At 68.2% G+C, this 18,939-nt stretch carries 17 protein-coding genes and 1 other RNA gene; 13 read left to right on the top strand and 5 right to left on the bottom strand.

The window, feature by feature from the left end; genetic code table 11:
• Positions 1-183 precede the first annotated feature (183 nt).
• From DK368_RS12875 to tkt, 4 genes are all read right to left on the bottom strand, one after another.
• The gene (locus DK368_RS12875; RefSeq protein ID WP_114394361.1) at positions 184-2,259 is read right to left on the bottom strand and encodes a methyl-accepting chemotaxis protein; all 2,076 of its coding nucleotides are present in this window, start codon (positions 2,257-2,259) and stop codon (positions 184-186) included.
• A 525-nt stretch (positions 2,260-2,784) separates the two neighbouring features.
• The gene (locus tag DK368_RS12870; protein ID WP_114394360.1) at positions 2,785-3,015 is read right to left on the bottom strand and encodes a DUF3126 family protein; all 231 of its coding nucleotides are present in this window, start codon (positions 3,013-3,015) and stop codon (positions 2,785-2,787) included.
• 151 nt (positions 3,016-3,166) lie between these two features.
• Positions 3,167-4,174: a type I glyceraldehyde-3-phosphate dehydrogenase gene (gene gap / locus DK368_RS12865; RefSeq protein WP_114394359.1), complete on the bottom strand. Its 1,008-nt coding sequence runs from the start codon at positions 4,172-4,174 to the stop codon at positions 3,167-3,169.
• Positions 4,175-4,552: 378 nt separating this feature from the next.
• Positions 4,553-6,553, bottom strand: coding sequence for a transketolase (tkt, locus tag DK368_RS12860; RefSeq protein WP_114394358.1), 2,001 nt, complete (start codon positions 6,551-6,553; stop codon positions 4,553-4,555).
• A 264-nt stretch (positions 6,554-6,817) separates the two neighbouring features.
• On the opposite strand from tkt, the gene DK368_RS12855 reads away from it, so the two are divergent.
• The 5 genes from DK368_RS12855 to DK368_RS12835 all read left to right on the top strand — a co-directional run bounded on the left by DK368_RS12855 (position 6,818) and on the right by DK368_RS12835 (position 9,247).
• Positions 6,818-7,078 carry a DUF4164 family protein gene (locus tag DK368_RS12855; RefSeq protein ID WP_114394357.1) on the top strand — a complete coding sequence of 87 codons (261 nt, stop codon included), beginning with the start codon at positions 6,818-6,820 and terminating at the stop codon, positions 7,076-7,078.
• Position 7,079: 1 nt separating this feature from the next.
• The gene (locus DK368_RS12850) at positions 7,080-7,448 is read left to right on the top strand and encodes a cell division protein ZapA (protein ID WP_114394356.1); all 369 of its coding nucleotides are present in this window, start codon (positions 7,080-7,082) and stop codon (positions 7,446-7,448) included.
• Positions 7,449-7,461: 13 nt separating this feature from the next.
• Positions 7,462-7,620, top strand: a non-coding RNA gene (gene ssrS / locus DK368_RS12845) — 6S RNA.
• 117 nt (positions 7,621-7,737) lie between these two features.
• Positions 7,738-8,403, top strand: a complete 666-nt coding sequence (locus DK368_RS12840; protein WP_114394355.1) for a 5-formyltetrahydrofolate cyclo-ligase — start codon at positions 7,738-7,740, stop codon at positions 8,401-8,403.
• A 4-nt stretch (positions 8,404-8,407) separates the two neighbouring features.
• Positions 8,408-9,247, top strand: coding sequence for a TIGR00282 family metallophosphoesterase (locus DK368_RS12835; protein ID WP_114394354.1), 840 nt, complete (start codon positions 8,408-8,410; stop codon positions 9,245-9,247).
• A gap of 63 nt (positions 9,248-9,310) precedes the next feature.
• On the opposite strand, the gene DK368_RS12830 is transcribed toward DK368_RS12835, so the two are convergent.
• Entirely contained in the window at positions 9,311-10,684 is a 1,374-nt protein-coding gene (locus DK368_RS12830) for a cation:proton antiporter (RefSeq protein ID WP_162306021.1), read from the bottom strand.
• A gap of 517 nt (positions 10,685-11,201) precedes the next feature.
• Here DK368_RS12830 and DK368_RS12825 point away from each other — a divergent pair.
• From DK368_RS12825 to DK368_RS12790, 8 genes are all read left to right on the top strand, one after another.
• On the top strand, positions 11,202-13,529 hold the full coding sequence (locus tag DK368_RS12825) for a putative monovalent cation/H+ antiporter subunit A (protein WP_114394352.1): 2,328 nt from the start codon (positions 11,202-11,204) through the stop codon (positions 13,527-13,529).
• Positions 13,526-13,963, top strand: coding sequence for a Na+/H+ antiporter subunit B (locus DK368_RS12820; protein ID WP_114394351.1), 438 nt, complete (start codon positions 13,526-13,528; stop codon positions 13,961-13,963). The genes DK368_RS12825 and DK368_RS12820 overlap by 4 nt, the downstream gene beginning before the upstream one ends.
• 4 nt (positions 13,964-13,967) lie before the next feature.
• A complete protein-coding gene (locus tag DK368_RS12815; protein ID WP_114394350.1) occupies positions 13,968-14,378 on the top strand; it encodes a Na+/H+ antiporter subunit C in 411 nt (136 codons plus the stop codon).
• Complete coding sequence (locus DK368_RS12810; protein ID WP_114394349.1) at positions 14,375-15,910, top strand: Na+/H+ antiporter subunit D; 1,536 nt, start codon at positions 14,375-14,377, stop codon at positions 15,908-15,910. The genes DK368_RS12815 and DK368_RS12810 overlap by 4 nt, the downstream gene beginning before the upstream one ends.
• Positions 15,907-16,380 (top strand): Na+/H+ antiporter subunit E, encoded by a 474-nt coding sequence (locus DK368_RS12805; protein ID WP_114394348.1) that lies wholly within the window; start codon positions 15,907-15,909, stop codon positions 16,378-16,380. The genes DK368_RS12810 and DK368_RS12805 overlap by 4 nt, the downstream gene beginning before the upstream one ends.
• Positions 16,377-16,670 carry an MrpF/PhaF family protein gene (locus DK368_RS12800; protein WP_114394347.1) on the top strand — a complete coding sequence of 98 codons (294 nt, stop codon included), beginning with the start codon at positions 16,377-16,379 and terminating at the stop codon, positions 16,668-16,670. The genes DK368_RS12805 and DK368_RS12800 overlap by 4 nt, the downstream gene beginning before the upstream one ends.
• Positions 16,663-17,058, top strand: a complete 396-nt coding sequence (gene mnhG, locus DK368_RS12795; protein WP_114394346.1) for a monovalent cation/H(+) antiporter subunit G — start codon at positions 16,663-16,665, stop codon at positions 17,056-17,058. Before DK368_RS12800 ends, mnhG begins: the two co-directional genes overlap by 8 nt.
• Positions 17,059-17,222: 164 nt before the next feature.
• Positions 17,223-18,932: a long-chain-fatty-acid--CoA ligase gene (locus tag DK368_RS12790; RefSeq protein ID WP_114394345.1), complete on the top strand. Its 1,710-nt coding sequence runs from the start codon at positions 17,223-17,225 to the stop codon at positions 18,930-18,932.
• The last annotated feature ends 7 nt before the right edge of the window (positions 18,933-18,939 follow it).

The following is an 18,939-nucleotide window of genomic DNA, read 5'->3' as shown; positions in this document are numbered from 1 at the left end:
CGGAATATTCATACGTGAAGTTTTCTTTGGTTTTGCGGAAATTATGAACTCACAGCGCTGGGTTGTCATGTGCCCGCATATGCCCTTTCGGGTAGGGTTGCGATGCGACACTGCGCGATGGCCAGAATCAAAAAGGCGGCGGCCCGGACAGGCCGCCGCCCGATGACGGTGAGACGATCTGGGTCAGGCGGCGCGGATGCCGGCCAGGAAGCCTTCGATGTCGCGGCGCAGGGTTTCGGACTGGCGCGACAGCTCGCTGGCGGCCCCCAGCACCTCGCCGGCGGCCGCACCGGTCTGGCCGGCGGCGTCGGCCACCTGGGCCAGGTTGGAGGAGACCTCCTGCGAGCCGACGGCGGCCTGCTGCACGTTGCGGGCGATCTCCGCCGTGGCGGCGCCCTGTTCCTCCACCGCCGCGGCGATGGTGGTGGCGATCTCGCTGACACGGCGGATGGTCTGGCCGATGCTGGAGATGGCGGCGACGGCCCCGCCGGAGGCGGACTGGATGCCGGCGATCTGGGCCGAGATCTCTTCGGTGGCCTTGGCCGTCTGGTTGGCCAGGGACTTCACCTCCGAGGCAACGACGGCGAAGCCCTTGCCGGCCTCGCCGGCGCGGGCCGCCTCGATGGTGGCGTTCAGCGCCAGCAGATTGGTCTGGCCGGCGATGTCCTGGATCAGCTGGACCACGGCGCCGATGCGTTCCGCCGCCTCGGCCAGACCGCGCATGGTGGCGTCGGTCTGCTCGGCCTGATTGACAGCGCTGGCGGCGATGCGGGAGGATTCGGACACCTGACGGCCGATCTCCTGGCTGGAGGAGGACAGTTCCTCCGCCGCCGAGGCCACGGTCTGGACATTGCTGGAGGTCTGGCCCGATGCGGTGGCGCAGACGGTGACCTGCCGGGTGGTTTCCTGGGCAATGTCGGTCATGGAGCGGGCGGTGCCGTCCAGCTCGGTGGCCGAGGCGGCCACGGCCTGCAGCACGTCCCCGATGGCGCTTTCGAACTGGCCGATCAGCAGTTCGACCCGCTGGGTGCGCTCCTCGCGGGCCTTGCGGTCGGCGGCGGCGGCCTGTTCCAGACGCTGGCGTTCCTGGGCGTTGCGGTTGAACACCACCAGACCGCGGGCGATGTCGCCGACCTCGTCGCTGCGCTCGGCACCGACGATGCTGACCTGCAACTCGCCTTCGGCCATGTGGCCGATGACGGCGGTCAGACTGTTCAGCGGGCTGATGACCCGGCGGTTGAAGATCATGGCCAGGACCAGAACGGCCACGGCAACACCCGCGGTCAGCAGCGCCTCCAGGATGATGCCGGTCATGGCACTGGCGGCACGCTCGTCCAGATAGTCGCCGCCGGCATCAAGCGCGGCGTCGCGGATCAGCAGGGTGGATTGCAGGAAGGCGGTCTGCTGGGTGCGGAAGGTGGCCAGTTCGAGCCCATGCTTGCCGTCGGCCCGGGCAGCCTTGAGGATGCCGGCGTAGAGGTCATCGCCTTCCTTGAAGTAGCGGGCCTCCACGGCCGACAATGCTTCGGCGATCTTCGGCGGACGGCCAGTCAGGGTGGCCTGGACTTCGATGCGCTTCCACAGCTCATCCACCCGGGCGGAGAGATCGGCATATTTCTCCAGGGATGCCGGCGACGCTGTCGCGCCGTCGGATACCAACTTCGTCATCAGCACGCCACGGTTGCCGGCCGACCCGCGCAGATCAATGGCGAGCCGGGCCAGGGAGATATAGTCGCCGGCATGGGCATCCAGCTGGCCGACCGAAATCTCGAGCTGCTCCAGGATCGGGGTCAGCTCGTCGATCTGCTTGGCGACGATGGTCTGGAAGTCCTTGACCAGGGTGGCGTCGCGGGCGGCCTTGTCCTGGCCGACGGTCTCCAGCGCACGGCTGCGCATGGCGAGGAAGCGCTTGTTGAGGTCGGTCAGCGTCGACTCGATGCCCTTGTCGCCGAGCACATCCTTGGCAGCGTGCAGACTGTCGGCGAAAGCCTTGTCGGTGGGGGCGCTGTCCTGGGCGATACGGGCGCGGACCTTGTCGTCGGCCACCGAGTCCGATTGCAGGGCGGCGTTGAGCGTTCCACGCTCCAGGGCCAGACGTTCGACGATGCGCGAGACGGCATGCAGCGCCCGCATCTGTTCCTGTGCCTCATGGCTGGCGTTGTAGCGGCTGATCTGCTGGACCACCAGCATCAAGGCGATGGCCACGGCAATCGCGCCGGCCGAAGAGATACAGAGTGTGAACAGGGTTCTGACGCGCATCACGGCACCTTCATCCCAAAAGATTGGTTTTTATGTCCTGCAACTTATAGGCGGCTGACCTTTCCAGAAGTTTATCGAATCCCCCATAAGAGATATGTCTTGCATACAACTAAATGCAGGTATCTTAGATGCAGGCTCTCTGCTGTCGGTCCAGACGACGCTGCTTGCCCCCGGTGCTGCGCTGCAGCATAAGGAGGCGGGGCGGGTGCCGGGAGATGATCCAGGGGTTCATCGGGATAGGATGGGCCGTAGCGCCGTTGTGCGGCTTCCCCGGCGCGAACAGGGCGGGGGATCTTCACCCGGCTGGTGACGCAAACAGGGGGGCCGGCCTCTGATGACATGGCCCGAGCCCGTGCATGGGGCGTCTCAGCGGAGCATGCCGGGAGCGCCCCGTCCGGCAGGGCGACTGGACGCGGGCTTCTCCCGCTCCGGCCGTTCATTGCGACCGGTCGATATCCGTCCAGGCATCGGGTCCGCTTTCCCGTGCTGGACGCCAGCGCCCGCGGGGAGCGCTGGCCTTCGGCATCATTTCTTCGCCGGGGCAACCGTGGGCAGGTCGTCGGCCAGGATGGTCATGTTGAAGGCATAGGAGATGTCGCCATCCTCCTCGTCCCGGTACAGGGTGCCGATGAACTCATCCCCGATGGTGACCTCGACGGGCTGACCCTTCTTGGCCGGCGGATTGACGGTCACCTTCTCGTTGCCGAAGGTCTTGCGCAGGTAGGTTTGCAGGCGGCTGATCTCGTTCGGGGTCATGGGACACCTTTGTTGACGGGAAATGGAGACGGGGCAGTGGTCGTCCGGTGCCGGTGGACCACCCTGTCAGGAAACGGATGCCCCGACCTATAATAGCAAAGGGCGCCGGCCCGTCACGGGCCGGCGCCCCCTGTCAGGCGAAAGTGATGGCTCAGCCGACCTTGGTCATGGCGACGGCGGTGTCGCTCATGCGGTTGGAGAAGCCCCACTCATTGTCGTACCAGGACAGGATGCGCACGAAGGTGCCCTGGATGACCTTGGTCTCATTCAGCGCGAAGATCGAGCTGTGCGCATCATGGTTGAAGTCGGTGGAGACCAGATCCTCGCTGTAGACGCCCAGCACGCCCTTCAGCGGACCGGCTGCGGCGTCGTTGATCAGCTTGGCGATCTCTTCCTTGCTGGTCTCGCGCTTGGCGACGAACTTGAAATCCACCACCGAGACGTTCGGGGTCGGCACGCGGATGGCGGTGCCGTCCAGCTTGCCCTTCAGGTCCGGCAGCACCTTGCCCACGGCCTTGGCGGCGCCGGTGGAGGTCGGGATGATGTTGACGGCAGCGGCACGGGCGCGGTGCAGATCCTTGTGGAAGGTATCCACGGTGTTCTGGTCGCCGGTGTAGCTGTGGATGGTGGTCATGAAGCCGTGGTCGATGCCGATGGCGTTGTGCAGCACATAGGCGACCGGGGCCAGGCAGTTGGTGGTGCAGCTGGCATTGGAGACGATCTTGTGCTCCGGCGTCAGCTTGTCATGGTTGACGCCGTAGACAACGGTGATGTCCTCGTCCGTGGCCGGAGCGGAGATCAGCACCTTCTTGGCGCCGGCGGTCAGGTGCTTGGCGGCATCGTCGCGCTTGGTGAAGCGGCCGGAGCACTCCATGGCCACGTCGATTCCCAGCTCGCCCCAGGGCAGCTGGGCCGGATCACGCTCCTGCACGGAGCGGATGGTGTGGCCGTTGACCACCAGATTGCCGTCCACCACCTCGACGGTGCCGGGGAAGCGGCCATGCACACTGTCATACTTCAGCAGGTGGGCATTGGTCTTGGCATCGGCCAGGTCGTTGATGGCGACGACCTCGATGTCCGTGCGACCGCTCTCATAGATGGCGCGCAGGACAAGGCGGCCAATGCGGCCGAACCCGTTGATCGCAACTTTAACAGCCATGCTTTCCTCCGGTTGAGCGGTCCGCGCGTCCCCCCAAGGGACGGCGCAATCCCGTTTGGTTCACAGGGCGGATTAGCCGGCCTTGCCCGTCAGGACAAGGGCGCAAGCGGCGTGGTCCCCATGCATGAGCTGCACGGCGCCCATGGTAGAGCTACGGAATTATTGGACAATTCCGTCTCCCTTTCCCGGACTGACCGTGCGGGTGACGTCGACAGATGAAATCACGCGGGCAAAATCGGCAACAGTGAAAAATGCCGCAATGATCCGCATCAATCGGAAGCAACACGGCTGATCCGGCATAAACAACGGGCGCCGGGACCCAAGCCCCGGCGCCCGCCGTTCCTGCCCGCCGGTGGCGGGCCGATGCTCAGGCCGCGATCACAGCCGCGCCTTGGCCGCAGCGACAATGGCCTCGGCGGTGATGCCGAAATGCTTGTACAGCTCCTGGAAGGGGGCGGACTCGCCGAAACCCGGCATGCCGATGAAGACACCGTCTTCACCCAGCCAGCGGTCCCAGCCCAGCCGGATCATGGCTTCGACGCCGATGCGGACGGTGCCCCTGCCCAGCACGGCGGCGCGGTAGTCCGCCGGCTGCTCGGCGAACAGCTCCCAGCTGGGCATGGAGACCAGGGCCGTGCCGATGCCCTCGGCCTCCAGCGCCTCGCGGGCGGTGGCGGCGATGGCGACCTCGGAGCCGGTGGCCAGCAGCGTCACCCGGCGTTCGCCGGCCGCCGCCTCGCGCAGCACATAGGCGCCCTTGGCCGACAGGTTCTCCGCCGTGTGCTGCTCACGCAGGGTCGGCAGGTTCTGACGGGTCAGGGCCAGGACCGAGGGACGGTCGCGGCTGTCCAGGGCGATCTGCCAGACCTCGGCGGTTTCCACCGCGTCGGCCGGGCGGAAGACCAGCAGGTCGGGGATGGCCCGCAGGGCGGCCATATGCTCCACCGGCTGGTGGGTCGGGCCGTCCTCGCCCAGGCCGATGCTGTCATGGGTCATGATGTAGATGACCCGCTGCTTCATCAGTGCCGACAGGCGGATGGCCGGACGGCAATAGTCGCTGAAGGTCAGGAAGGTGCCGCTGAACGGAATGACACCGCCATGCAGGGCCATGCCGTTCATGGCCGCGGCCATGCCGTGCTCGCGCACGCCGTAATGGATGTAGCGGCCGGCCCAGTTCGACTTCTGCACCGAACCGGCATTCTTGGCGCGGGTATTGTTGGAGCCGGTCAGGTCGGCGGAGCCGCCCATCAGCGTCGGGATGGCCGGGACCAGCACGTCCACCACATTGCCCGAGGCCACGCGCGAGGCGATGCTGGGCTTGTCGGTGGAGATCTTGCGCTTCAGCGCCTCGAACAGGGCCGGGACCTCGGCCGGCAGGCTGCCGTCGACGGCCTGGCGGAACAGGGCTTGCTGCGAGGCATCGGCCGCGGCCAGCCGCTGCTCCCAGGCATCGGCCTGATCGGCGTTGCGGCCGCCGGCGGTGCGCCAGGCGTGACGGATGTCGTCGGGGATGACGAAGGGGGCATGCGGCCAGTTCAGGGCCTTGCGCGCGCCCTCGATCTCGGCGGCGCCCAGCGGCGAACCGTGGGACGAGGCGGTGTTGGCCTTGGTCGGGGCGCCGAAGCCGATGGTGGTGCGGCAGGCGATCAGCGACGGCGCATCGGTGGTGCGGCAGTAATCGATGGCCATGGCGATCTGGGCCGGGTCATGCCCGTCCACCGTGCGCACTTCCCAGCCATAGGCGCGGAAGCGGGCCAGCGTGTCGTCGGTGAAGGACAGGTCGGTGGGGCCGTCGATGCTGATGCGGTTGTCGTCCCACAGCACGATCAGCTTGCGCAGGCCCAGATGCCCGGCCAGGGAGGCGGCCTCGTGGCTGATGCCTTCCTGCAGGTCGCCGTCCGAGGCGATGACATAGGTGTAATGGTCCACCAGCGCGTCGCCGAAGCGGGCATTCATGATGCGCTCGGCCATGGCCATGCCGACGGCCGTGGCGATGCCCTGACCCAGCGGCCCGGTGGTGGTTTCGATGCCGGCGGCCATGCCGTATTCCGGGTGGCCGGCGGTGCGGCTGCCCAGCTGGCGGAAGCGCTTCAGCTGCTCCAGCGGCATGTCCTCATAGCCGGTCAGGTGCAGCAGGCCGTAGAGCAGCATGGAACCGTGGCCGGCCGACAGCACGAAACGGTCGCGGTCGGGCCAGTGCGGGCGCTTGGGGTCGAACTTCAGGAACCGGGTGAACAGCACCGTCGCCACGTCGGCCATGCCCATGGGCATGCCGGGATGGCCGGACTTCGCGGCCTCCACCGCGTCCATGGCGAGGGCGCGGAGGGCGTTGGCCATGTCGGCGTGGGGCACGCCTTCAATCAGATCGGACGAGGACATTCACTCGGGCCTTTCGGTGCGCAAGACGGCGAAAACAACAGGGCGGGACACGGCGTCGCGCCTTCCCGCAGCAAGCCGCACCTTGCGCAGGCCGGGCCTGCCCGTCAAGCGTGCGCACGGCATGGCCGGCGCTCATGTGCGGCGTTTCGGCTGAATGCCGCCGAATCACCGTCGGGATAGGGGGCCGGGGCTGTGCGCGCCGTTGACGCCGCCGCGCTCCGGCCCCTACTGTTCGCACACGCAAACTGACCGGGACTTTTCGCGTTGGACCGCCTGCAATCCTCTCTCGACCGCCTGGACGAGGCCATCGGCCGCCTGGACCAGGCCATCCGCCTGCGTCTGGAGCGGGCGACCGAAGCCGGAACCGAAGCCGCCCGCGCCAGCTTCGACGAGGAGAAGCGGCGCCTGGAACGGGAACTGGCCGAGGCGCGGGACGGGGAGCGGAAGGCCCGCGAGGCCGCCGATGCCGTCGCCGCCCGTCTGGACCGCGCCATCGAACGGCTGCGCTCCGTTCTGGAGGACTGACATGCCCCGGGTCGAGGTCACCCTCAACGGCAAGCCCTATGCCCTGGCCTGCGAGGACGGGCAGGAGCCCCGGCTGCGGGAACTGGCGGCCTATGTCGACAGCCGCCTGCGCCAGCTCTCCGGCGGGGCGCCGGTGGGCGGCGAAAGCCAGTGGCTGGCGCTGATGACGCTGGTGCTGGCCGACGAGCTGTTCGACATGCAGGCCGAATTGCAGGCCGTGCGCACGGCCCGGCGCACGGCGGAGACAGCCGCCGCACCGCCCGCACCGGCCCCGGCGCCGCCCGATCTGCCGGCGGAAAAAGTGGCCGATGCCGTCGAGACCCTGGCAAAACGCATCGAGGACATTGCCGCCCGCCTCGAACGTGCCTAGATTAGGCAGCGGAAGATGGCTGCCTGGTGCGTCAGGTCGCATAATCCCCGGGGCCGATAACCATCTCTCTGGGAGCTGTCCCTGGCCGCATCGTGGTGCGGTCACACGGCGCCCACCTGCACTGGCAGGTCACGAGGGATACGCACATACCAACGGCCAAGGCGGCTGTCTTCCGCACCCTTTCCCTGTCCTGCCCGGAAAAGGCCGTATGTTCCGGTAACGGAACGATCCCGGCCGGCAGCCCCGGCGGATATTCTGCGCCGCGTCAGCGCGGCGAGCGGATGGCCCGATGACCCGGCAGACGACCGCCGATCCCGTTTCCCCCGCCGCCGAGGCGACGCCCGAAACCGATCCGCTGGCCGATCCGTTGGCCGCGGCCAAGCGCGCCGCCCGCACGGCGGCCCGCGCCGCGCGCGCCGCCGTGCCCCCGGCCGGCCTGGGCGACGCCGTCGCCCGCGTGGTTCTCGACAGCTTTCCCGATCTGCCGCCCGACACCATCGTCGCCGGCTACTGGCCCAAGGGCGACGAGCTGGATGTGCGGCCGCTGCTGCGGGCCTTGGGCGCGCGCGGTCTGCGCACGGCCCTGCCGGTGGTGGCCGGGCGCGGCTGGCCGCTGCTGTTCCGGCTGTGGCGCGACGGCCATCCGCTGGTGCCCGGCGCCTTCGGCGTCATGGAGCCCATGGCCGAGGCGCCGGTGGTGCAGCCCGATCTGGTGCTGGTGCCGCTGCTGGCCTTCGACCGGCAGGGCTGGCGTCTGGGCTACGGCGCCGGCTTCTATGACCGTACCCTGGACGCCCTGCGCCAGGAGGGGCGGCCGGGCCGGGGCGTTGTCGCCGTGGGCATCGGCTATGCGGCGCAGGAGGTGGCGTCGGTCCCGCGGGACGCCTATGACCAGCCGCTTGACTGGATCGTGACGGAGCGGGGCGCCTTCCGGCCCGGCGCCGGAAAGGACTGAGTGCATGCGTATCCTGTTCCTGGGGGATGTGGTCGGCCGCAGCGGCCGCGAGGGCGTGCTGCGGCACCTGCCGGGGCTGCGTGAGCGGCTGAGACCGGATTTCATCATCCTCAACGGCGAGAACGCCGCCGGCGGCTTCGGCATCACCGACAAGATCGCGGCCGAGTTCTTCGCCGCCGGGGTGGACTGCATCACCCTGGGCAACCACAGCTGGGACCAGAAGGATCTGGTCGGCCAGATCGACCGGCTGCCGAACCTGATCCGGCCCATCAACTATCCCGAGGGCACGCCGGGCCGCGGCCACACCGTGCTGCCAAGCCGCAATGGCCGTTACAAGGTGCTGGTGGTCAATGCCATGGGCCGCGTGTTCATGGACCCGATGGATGACCCCTTCGCCGCGGTGGAGAAGGTGCTGAAGATCCACCAGCTGGGCGGCGCCCGCATGGGGCCGGCCGGCGTCGATGCCGCCGTGCTGGATTTCCACGGCGAAGCCACCTCCGAGAAGATGGGCATGGGCCATGTGCTGGACGGCCGCGTCAGCCTGGTGGTCGGGACCCACAGCCATGTGCCCACGGCCGACACCCAGATCCTGTCGGGCGGCACCGCCTATCAGACCGATGCCGGCATGTGCGGCGACTATGACACCGTCATCGGCATGAAGAAGGAGGCGGCGATCTGGCGGATGACGCGCAAGATCCCCGGCGAGCGCTTCAGTCCCGGCGAGAACGACGCCATGGTCACGGTCTGCGGCGTCTATGTGGAAACCGACGACCGCACCGGCCTGGCCAAGCGGGCCGAGGCTGTCCGCGTGGGCGGGCGGCTGAAGGAAGCGGCGGGGATCTGAGGCGCCGGGCCTGCCCGCCCGCCGTGCGGCCGGCCGGTGTGTGGGCGGTGCGCGGACGGCGTGCTAGCCTTTCGGTTCCACCGGTGTGTCCGGCCCGCTCAAGGATCGTTGCGGCGGCGGAATGATCTCTGCCTCCGGGGTTTTCCGCCGCAGGCGGCCGGCACTGTCCAGCAGGGCGCTGCCGGCATGCAGCAGGGCGCGGGCCAGACGGTTGGCCAGCGCGATTTCCCCCCGGTAGACCTGGCCCAGGGTGGCGCGCATGGAGACGATGCCGGTCTGCGCCAGCCTGTGGAAGCGGCGCACGCTGATGAGCCAGAGCGGGCTGGCCAGCCAGCTCAAGGCCACCACGGTCACGGCCATCTGATAGCCCTGCGGGTCGATGACGGCCACCGACAGGCCGGCGGCGGCCAGGACGAAGCTGAATTCCCCCAGCGAGCCCATGATGGCCCCGGCGGGGAAGGCCCGCTCCCACGGCTCGCCCAGCAGGCGCAGCACGCCCACATTGATGGCCGTCTTGACCAAGGTCACCAGCAGCAACAGCAGCACCACCTCGCCCAGATTGGCCCAGATGTGCCGCAGATCGATCAGCAGGCCGATGGAGAGGAAGAACACCACCATCAGCACCGACTGGATCGGCTGCGTGGCGCGGATGGCGACCGGGCGGCCGGTGCTGTTGCCCAGGATGAAGCCGGCGACGAAGGCGCCGAAGGCGGTGGACAGGCCCAGCAGGCCGGTGACCGAGGCGAATGTGAAGCAGAAGGCCAGGGCCGCCAGCGGCACCACATCGGGATTGCGCTGGAACCAAGCGCCATAGGGCAGTTGCAGACGCTCCCGCCGCGACAGGAACCAGACCAGTCCGGCCAGCACGGCCAGGGCCAGCGCCAGCTTGACCAGCACGCCGGCATCGAGGCCGCTGGACTGGGGTCCCAGCGCGTTGGTCACCAGCAGCAGCGGCACGAAGGCCAGATCCTGGGCGATCAGCACGCCCACCGTGACCCGGCCCATGTCGGTCCGCAACTCGCCGATATCCTCCAGCATCTTGATGGCGACGGCGGTGCCGGACAGGGCGATGATGAAGCCGAAGACGATGCTGCGCGCCAGCGGCCAGCCCAGCAGCAGGCCGGCGACGGAAACGGCGGCCAGCGACAGCACCAGTTGCAGCAGCACGGCCAGGACGGCCACGCGGTACACCTGCCGGAAGGCCCGCACCGACAGTTCCATGCCCACCAGGAACAGCAGCATCAGCACGCCCAGCTCGGCCAGGGTATGGACCGATTCGGCATTGTCGATCAGGCCGAAGCCGGTGGGACCCAGCACCACACCGGCTACGATATAGCCGACGATGGCAGGCTGGCGCAGGCGTGACAGGGCCAGCCCGCAGAGCAGGGCGACGGAAGTGACGAGGGCGATCCCGGTGAGGTCGAAGTGACCGTGCATGCGATCCTGTCCCGGACGATTGGCCTGCGGCCGAGGAGGGGGCGACACTGTCCAGCCGGAGCGGGAAGGTGGCAACCCTGATGAAGGGGGTGCGCCCGATTTGTGGCAGGGCTGGGGCGGACGACGGCGACGGTGAGGCGCTGTATCCGGCCGGGCTTGCCGCCGGAGGTGCGGCCCAGTTCTGCCGGCGCCCGGCCCAAGGCATTCCAGTCCGGCCTGTCCGGCCCTGCCGATTCCGGTCAATAGCAGGCACGACCATTTCAGAGCTGCCACCGGCCTTCGTCGCACAGAATTGCCGCCCATCTCTGGCCGGCCGGCACGCAGCCTTTGAGCCATCTGTGGAATTCTCAGCAGCGCCTGCTCTCGATTTCGGTTGATCCGGCCGGGGCTCGTCCCATATACGCGAAATCTCCACTGCGTCCGGCGGCCTGAGCCATGCTCGTCCGTGCGGGCGTCGCCGTCCCCGCCGTCCGGTCGGGACGGTCCCGCTTCACCGGACAGGAAAGGGCGGACACGGATGCTCACCGCCGTGGTGGCGATCTTTCTGCTGGCAGCCCTGGCACCGAGCCTGCATCGCCTGCTGCCCAACGGGTCGCACTGGGTGCTGGCCCTGGGGCCGGCGGCGATCACCGTCTGGTTCGCCAGCCAGATCCCCGCCGTCAGTGGCGGCGCCGTCCTTACCCAGGCCATGCACTGGGTCCCGGCGCTGGGGGTCGAGCTGGCCTTCCGCCTGGACGGGCTGTCGCTGCTGTTCGCCCTTCTGGTGACGGGCATCGGCAGCCTGATCGTGGTCTATAGCGGGAGCTACCTGCACGGGCACGAGCATCAGGGCCGTTTCTACCTGTTCATCCTGGCCTTCATGGGCTCCATGCTGGGGCTGGTGCTGGCCGACGACATGATCGGCCTGTTCGTGTTCTGGGAGCTGACCAGCGTCACCAGCTTCCTGCTGATCGGCTTCAACCATGAGGATGCCCGCAGCCGCCGCTCGGCGGTGCAGGCGCTGCTGGTCACGGCCACGGGCGGTCTGGCCCTGCTGGCCGGTCTGGTGCTGCTGGGGCTGGAGGGCGGCAGCTTCCGCCTGTCGGCGGTGCAGGCGTCGGAGGTGGATCTGCGCGGCTCCGCCCTGTATCTGCCGATCCTGGGCCTGCTGCTGCTGGGGGCCTTCACCAAGTCGGCGCAGGTGCCGTTCCATTTCTGGCTGCCCAACGCCATGGATGCGCCGACGCCGGTCAGCGCCTATCTGCACAGCGCCACCATGGTCAAGGCCGGCGTCTATCTGGTGGCGCGGCTGCAGCCCACCCTGGGCGGGACCGAGGTCTGGATCTGGACCCTGGCCGGGTTCGGGGCGGTGACGGCGGTGTGGGGCGGGCTGATGGCCCTGCGCTCCACCGACCTGAAGAAGGTGCTGGCCTATACCACGCTGATGGCGCTGGGCGTGCTGACCCTGCTGGCCGGGCTGGGCAGCGAGGATGCCATCCGCGCCTATTGCGTTTTCCTGCTGGGCCACAGCCTGTACAAGGGCGCCCTGTTCATGGGGGCCGGCGGTGTCGACCACGGCACCGGCACCCGCGACGTGCGGGATCTGGGCGGACTGTGGCCGAAGATGCGCCTGACCGGCCTGGTCATCCTGCTGGCGGCCCTGTCCATGGCCGGGCTGCCGCCCTTTTTCGGCTTCGTCGGCAAGGAGCTGATCTATGAGGGCGTGCTGGAGGCCGACCCCGCCGGGCTCTGGATCCTGGCGGGCGTGGTGCTGGCCAATGCCACCATGCTGGGCGCGGCCGGGCTGGTGTTCGTGAAGCCGTTCCTGGGCCGGCCCACGCCGGCCACGGCCCACGCCCATGAGAACGGTCCGGCCCTGCTGCTGGGGCCGGCGGTGCTGGCGCTGCTGGGGCTGGGCTTCGGTCTGATGGGGTCCTGGCCGGCCGGCCTGCTGCAGGCCACGGCCGCCGCCGTGGCCGGGCGGCCGCTGGCGCTGGAACTGCATCTGTGGCACGGGCTGACGCCGGCCCTGGGCCTGTCGGCCCTTACCATCGCCCTGGGGGCGCTGCTTTATGTCGGCCTCGGCCCGGTGACGGCGGCCTTGGCCGGGCTGGCCCGGCTCAGCCGCGTCGATTTCGATGCGGGCTGGGACCGGCTGCTGGCCGGGCTCGACGCCCTGGCCCGTGCCATCACACGGCGGCAGCAGACCGGCGCCCTGACCTGGTACATGCTGGCCACCATCGCCGTGCTGACGCTGCTGCCGGGCGTGACACTGCTGGCCCGCGGCGGGCTGCAATGGCCCGACCAGCCCGTGGGTGACGATTATGTGGGCTGGGCCCTGTGCGGGCTGATGCTGCTGGGCACGGCCGGGGCGCTCTGGGCGCGGACCCGCCTGGGCGCCATCACGGCCCTGAGCATCGTCGGCATGTCCATCGCCCTGTTCTTCCTGGCCTTCAGCGCCCCGGATGTGGGCATCACCCAGCTGATGGTGGAGACGCTGACCGTTATCATCATCGTGCTGGTGCTGGCCAGGCTGCCGAAATTCGGCCCGCTGGAGCGGACGGGGGCGGGACTGCGCCTGCTGAAGGCCGGGCTGGCCCTGCTGGCGGGGGCCGTGACCACCGCCATCCTGCTGTCGGTGCATGCACAGCCGCTGTCGCCGCACCTGAGCGAGTTCTATGCCGCCGCCTCCTATGTGGAGGCGTTCGGGCACAATGTGGTCAATGTCATCATCGTCGATTTCCGCGGCTTCGATACGCTGGGCGAGATCGCCGTGGTGGCCATGGCCGGGCTGGGCGTGCTGGCGCTGTTGAAGGCGCGCGGTGCCCCCGCTGCCGAGGACCAGAAGCGGGAAACCGCGCCATGATGAATTCCCTGATCCTGCAGACGGCCACCCGGCTGCTGCTGGGGCTGATGATCCTGTTCAGCGTCTTCATCCTGTGGCGCGGGCACAACCAGCCGGGCGGCGGCTTCATCGGCGGTCTGATCGTGGCCGTAGCCTTCGCCCTGCATGCCCTGGCCTATGGCGTGCGCGCCATGCGCAAGCTGCTGGTGCTCGATCCGCGCACCATCCTGGCGGCCGGGCTGGCGCTGTCGATCCTGGCCGGTTTCGTGGCGGCGCTGGGGCCGGGCGGGCTGTTCGCCAACCCCTATCTGGAGGGGCGCTGGTTCGTCACCTACACGCCGGCGGGGGAGAAGAGCTTCGCCATCGGCACGCCGGTCCTGTTCGACATCGGCGTCTATCTCGTCGTCATCGGCGGCATCCTGGCCATGGTCCAGGGGCTGATGGAGGAGGACTGAACCCATGGAAATCGTCCTCGCCTTCACCGTCGGGGCGCTGGTGGCCGGCAGCGTCTATCTGCTGCTGTCGCGCAACCTGCTGCGCCTGCTGTTCGGGGTGATCCTGCTGTCGAACGCCGTCAACCTCTCCATCTTCCTGGTCGGCGGGCTGACCTTCGGCGCGCCGCCGCTGATCGCCGAGGGCCGGTCGGTGCTGGAAGCCCCCTATGCCAACCCGCTGCCCCAGGCCCTGATCCTGACGGCCATCGTCATCGGCTTCGGGCTTTTGGCCTTTTCGCTGGTGCTGGTCTATCGCGGCCATCAGGAGATCGGCACGCTGGACGGTGACGCCCTGCGTCTGGCCGAGCCGCCGGAGACGCCGGCCGCCGGCGGCGGGGCGACGGCCATCCCGACGCAGGACAGGAGTGCCGCATGAACTGGCTGGTCGCCGCCCCCATCCTGATCCCCATGGCCACGGCGGCCCTGACCGGGCTGGCCTGGCGCAGCGTGCCGCTGCAACGTGCCCTGACCCTGGCCGGCATGACGGCGCTGCTGCTGGCCGCCATCGCCCTGCTGCTGCAGGTGCAGCACGGGCGCATCCTGGTCATGCAGATGGGCGGCTGGGCCGCCCCCTTCGGCATTACCCTGGTGGCCGACATGCTGACGGCCATCATGGTCCTGGTCTCGGCCCTGATGGCGCTGGCTGTCGCCGTCTACAGCCTGGGCGACATCGACCCGGTGCGCGCCCGCACCGGTTTCCATCCTGTGTTCTGCGCCCTGATGGTGGGGGTGGGCGGCGCCTTCGTCACCGGCGACCTGTTCAACATGTATGTGTGGTTCGAGGTCATGCTGATCGGCAGCTTCGTGCTGCTGGCCCTGGGCGGGCGCAAGGAGCAGCTGGACGGGGCCATCAAATATGCCTGCCTGAACCTGGTGGCCACGGCGGCGCTGCTGCTGGCCGTGGCCCTGCTCTATGGCGTCACCGGCACGCTGAACATGGCCGAGCTGGCGCTGCGGGTGCGGATGGTGCCGAACCAGGGCATCGTCACCACCATCGCCGTGCTGTTCATCGTGGCCTTCGGCATGAAGGCGGCGGTGTTCCCGCTGTTCTTCTGGCTGCCGGCCGCCTATCACACGCCGGCGGTGGCGGTGCAGGCCATCTTCGCCGGCCTGCTGACCAAGGTCGGCGTCTATGCGCTGCTGCGCACCTTCACCCTGATCTTCACCGGCGATACCGGCTGGACCCATGGCGGCATCCTGATGTGGATCGCCGGGCTGACCATGCTGGCGGGCGTGCTGGGATCGCTGGCGGTGCGCGACCTGCGCCGGGCCTGGTCCTGGCAGGTGGTGGCGCATATCGGCTACATGATCATGGGTCTGGCGCTCTATACGCCGCTGGCCGTGGCCGGCGTGGTCTTCTATCTGGTGCATGACATCGTGGTGAAGACCAACCTGTTCCTGGGCGCCGGCGTGGTCCGCCGCCTGGGCGGCAGCGCCGACTATGCCGGCCTGGGCGGGCTGTTCAAGGCGGCGCCGCTGCTGGCCGTGCTGCTGTTCGTGCCCATGGCCAGCCTGGCGGGCTTCCCGCCGCTGTCGGGCTTCTGGTCCAAGCTGGTGCTGGTCCAGGCCGGGCTGGAGCAGCAATCCTGGGCCATTGTCGCCGTGGCGCTGGTCACGGGCCTGCTGACCATGGCGCTGGTGGGCCGGGTCTGGGCCGAGGTGGTGTGGAAGCCCCATCCCGACGGCGATATCGCCGGCACCGCGGCCCTGCCCGCGGGCCAGCGTCTGGCGCTGGTGGCGCCGCTGGTGCTGCTGTCGGGCATCACCGTGGCCATCGGCCTCTATGCCCAGCCGGTCATGGATCTGTCGAGCCGGGCCGCCGCTGACCTGCTGTCGCCGGAGCCCTATATCCGCGCCATCCTGGGCGAGCCGCCGCCGCCGCCGGTGCTGGTGGGGGAACTGCCATGAGCCTGTTCGTCACCAACCTGCTGCTGGCCCTGGCCTGGGTCGCCGTGAACGGGGATTTCAGCCTGGGCGGCTTCGTGGCCGGTTTCATCCTGGCGCATCTGATCCTGTTCCTGGCCCGGCCGCTTTATCCCGGCCAGCGCTATTTCCACACGCTGTGGGGCGCGCTGGGCTTCCTGCTGTGGTTCCTGAAAGAGGTCTGGGTCAGCAGCGTGCGCGTGGCCAAGGGTGTGCTGGGCATCGGGCCGAAGCCCACGCCCGCTGTCGTCGCCATTCCGCTGGACGCACGCACCGACCTGGAGATCACGCTGCTGGCCTGCTGCATCACGCTGACGCCGGGCACGCTGAGCCTGGATGTCTCCCCCGACCGGCGCACGCTCTATATCCATTCCATGTTCACCGAGGATGTGGAGGCGCTGCGGCGGGAGACCAAGGAGACCATGGAACGGCGCATCCTGGAGTTCCTGCGATGATCCCCTTCCTGCAGATCTGCATCGAGATCGCCCTGGGCGTGCTGCTGCTGGCGCTGGTGCTGGCATCGGTGCGCATCCTGCGCGGCCCCAGCCTGCCGGACCGCATCATCGCCGTCGATCTGTTCGGCACGCTGTGCGTGGCCGCCATCGCCCTGCTGGCGCTCTATACCGACCAGCCCGTCTTCATCGACGCCGCCATCGCCCTGGCCCTGGTCGCCTTCTTCGGAACCGTGGCCTATGCCCGCTTCGTCGAGCGCCGCACCGTGGAGGAGACCAATGCCGATGACTGACCTGCTTCAGATCCTGGCGGGGCTGCTGGTGCTGGGCGGCGCCTGCTTCTGTTTCGTGGCCGCGCTGGGCATCGTGCGGCTGCCCGATCCGATCATGCGCATGCACGCCTCCAGCAAGGCAGGCACCGTGGGCTGCGGCCTGATTCTGCTGTCGGTCGCCCTGCATTTCCCCGAGGGCGGGGTGATGGCGCGGGCGCTGGCGGCCATCGCCTTCCTGCTGATCAGCACGCCGGTGGCGGCGCACATGATCGGCCGGGCCGCCTATGCGTGTGGCGTCGAACTGTGCGCCGGCACCATCGCCGACGAGTTGAAGGACACCAAGGACAATCCCCGCCGGCTTCTGCTGGGGCAGGCGGGGCCTGGGGTAGAGCGGACAGGCGGCCCCTGACCCGTGCCCGGTTCCGGCCTTTCGGGCGGCACACGGTTCCGTCTTGCGCGCAAAAAACCAGCACGCATCAAGAAACACTTGTGAACGCGCCTGTCCTGCCGATATAGGTCAAGGATAACGGGAGTCCGCTGGACGGCAACCCGACGACTTTGGGAGGAACGACCATGGCCGAAGCGGCGACGCTTTCGCAGCAGCAGAGCAGCGTCCAGATCTGGGAACGGAGCTATCCTGCCGGGGTCGACTGGCATGCGCCGATCCCGCAAAGCTCCATGGTCGAGTTCTTCGACACGGTCACGGCGAAGTTCGCCAGCCTTCCCTGCATCGATTTCCTGGACAAGGTCTACAGCTACCGCCAGACGGCGGATCTGGTGGACCGCTTCGCCCGCGGCCTGCAGGCCATGGGTCTGAAGAAGGGGCAGAAGGTCGGCCTGTTCCTGCCGAACACGCCCTATTCCATCATCTGCTATTTCGGCATCCTGAAGGCCGGCGGCACGGTGGTGAACTTCAACCCGCTCTATGCCGAGCGGGAGATCCAGCACATGATCAACGACGCCGAGGCGGAGATCATGGTGACGCTGGACCTGAAGGTCACCTATGACAAGCTGGCCAAGATGTTCGGGCAGAGCCGGCTGAAGACCATCATCGTCTGTCCGATGGCGGCCATCCTGCCCTTCCCGAAGAACCTGCTGTTCCCCTTCGTCAAGAAGGCCGATATCGCCGCCATCCCCGGTGACGACCGGCATGTCTGGTTCAAGAGCGTGACCGGCCATGGCAACCGTCCGGCCCCGGTCGCCATCGACCCGCAGCAGGACGTGGCCGTGCTGCAATATACCGGCGGCACCACGGGCGTGCCCAAGGGCGCCATGCTGACCCACGCCAACCTGACGGCCAATATGCGTCAGGCCGCGCTGTGGTTCCCCGAGCATCTGGAGGGCAAGGAGCGCATGCTGGGCGTGCTGCCCCTGTTCCATGTCTTCGCCATGACCTGCGTGATGAACCTGACCCTGCTGATGGGCGGGCTGATCATCCTGTTGCCGCGCTTCGACCTGGATCAGGTGCTGCAGACCATCGACAAGAAGAAGCCCAGCTTCTTTCCGGCGGTGCCGACCATCTACACCGCCATCAACAATCACAAGGACCGGAACAAGTACGACCTGTCCTCCATCAAGCTGTGCAATTCCGGCGGCGCCCCGCTGCCGGTCGAGGTCAAGGCCGAGTTCGAGAAGCTGACGGGCTGCAAGCTGGTGGAAGGCTACGGTCTGTCGGAAAGCGCACCGATCGCCACCATCAACCCGCCGCTCAACAGCCGGGCCGGCTCCATCGGCCTGCCGGTGCCGGGCACCGATATCCGCATCATCAGCCTGGAGGACCGCAAGACCCCGGTGCAGATGGGCGAGCGCGGCGAGCTGTGCATTGTCGGCCCGCAGGTGATGAAGGGCTATTGGAACAAGCCCGACGCCACGGCCGAGACCCTGGCCGACGGCATGCTGCACACCGGCGATGTGGGCTACATGGATGCGGACGGCTTCATCTATATCGTCGACCGCATCAAGGACATGATCCTGGCCGGCGGCTACAACGTCTATCCCCGCAATGTCGAGGAGGCGCTGTACCAGCATGAGGCCGTGGCCGAATGCATCGTGCTGGGCGTGCCCGACCCGTACCGCGGCCAGACGGTGAAGGCCTATATCAAGACCCGCGACGGGCAGCCGCTGACCACGGAGGAGCTGAAGGCATTCCTGGCCGACAAGCTGTCGCCGATCGAGCAGCCCAAGCTCTATGAGTTCCGCGACGAATTGCCCAAGACCATGATCGGCAAGCTGTCGCGCAAGGCCCTGCTGGACGAGATGGACGCCGGCAAGAAGTCGGCGTGAGCCGGCC

Source organism: Oleisolibacter albus, from assembly GCF_003336875.1.
Lineage (GTDB): Bacteria > Pseudomonadota > Alphaproteobacteria > Azospirillales > Azospirillaceae > Niveispirillum > Niveispirillum album.
Note: the sequence above shows the minus strand (reverse complement) of the source record. Positions and strands in the feature narration are given on the sequence as shown.

What these genes read in the sequence shown, in the direction of transcription:
- DK368_RS12820 (WP_114394351.1), top strand. Translation starts at nt 13,526, where the DNA reads ATGATGAATTCCCTGATCCTGCAGACGGCCACCCGGCTGCTGCTGGGG.
- DK368_RS12810 (WP_114394349.1), top strand. Translation starts at nt 14,375, where the DNA reads ATGAACTGGCTGGTCGCCGCCCCCATCCTGATCCCCATGGCCACGGCG.
- DK368_RS12800 (WP_114394347.1), top strand. Translation starts at nt 16,377, where the DNA reads ATGATCCCCTTCCTGCAGATCTGCATCGAGATCGCCCTGGGCGTGCTG.
- DK368_RS12805 (WP_114394348.1), top strand. Translation starts at nt 15,907, where the DNA reads ATGAGCCTGTTCGTCACCAACCTGCTGCTGGCCCTGGCCTGGGTCGCC.
- DK368_RS12790 (WP_114394345.1), top strand. Translation starts at nt 17,223, where the DNA reads ATGGCCGAAGCGGCGACGCTTTCGCAGCAGCAGAGCAGCGTCCAGATC.
- gap (WP_114394359.1), bottom strand. Translation starts at nt 4,174, where the DNA reads ATGGCTGTTAAAGTTGCGATCAACGGGTTCGGCCGCATTGGCCGCCTT.
- DK368_RS12825 (WP_114394352.1), top strand. Translation starts at nt 11,202, where the DNA reads ATGCTCACCGCCGTGGTGGCGATCTTTCTGCTGGCAGCCCTGGCACCG.
- DK368_RS12830 (WP_162306021.1), bottom strand. Translation starts at nt 10,684, where the DNA reads ATGCACGGTCACTTCGACCTCACCGGGATCGCCCTCGTCACTTCCGTC.
- DK368_RS12870 (WP_114394360.1), bottom strand. Translation starts at nt 3,015, where the DNA reads ATGACCCCGAACGAGATCAGCCGCCTGCAAACCTACCTGCGCAAGACC.
- DK368_RS12875 (WP_114394361.1), bottom strand. Translation starts at nt 2,259, where the DNA reads ATGCGCGTCAGAACCCTGTTCACACTCTGTATCTCTTCGGCCGGCGCG.
- DK368_RS12840 (WP_114394355.1), top strand. Translation starts at nt 7,738, where the DNA reads ATGACCCGGCAGACGACCGCCGATCCCGTTTCCCCCGCCGCCGAGGCG.
- DK368_RS12835 (WP_114394354.1), top strand. Translation starts at nt 8,408, where the DNA reads ATGCGTATCCTGTTCCTGGGGGATGTGGTCGGCCGCAGCGGCCGCGAG.
- DK368_RS12815 (WP_114394350.1), top strand. Translation starts at nt 13,968, where the DNA reads ATGGAAATCGTCCTCGCCTTCACCGTCGGGGCGCTGGTGGCCGGCAGC.
- DK368_RS12850 (WP_114394356.1), top strand. Translation starts at nt 7,080, where the DNA reads ATGCCCCGGGTCGAGGTCACCCTCAACGGCAAGCCCTATGCCCTGGCC.
- mnhG (WP_114394346.1), top strand. Translation starts at nt 16,663, where the DNA reads ATGACTGACCTGCTTCAGATCCTGGCGGGGCTGCTGGTGCTGGGCGGC.
- tkt (WP_114394358.1), bottom strand. Translation starts at nt 6,553, where the DNA reads ATGTCCTCGTCCGATCTGATTGAAGGCGTGCCCCACGCCGACATGGCC.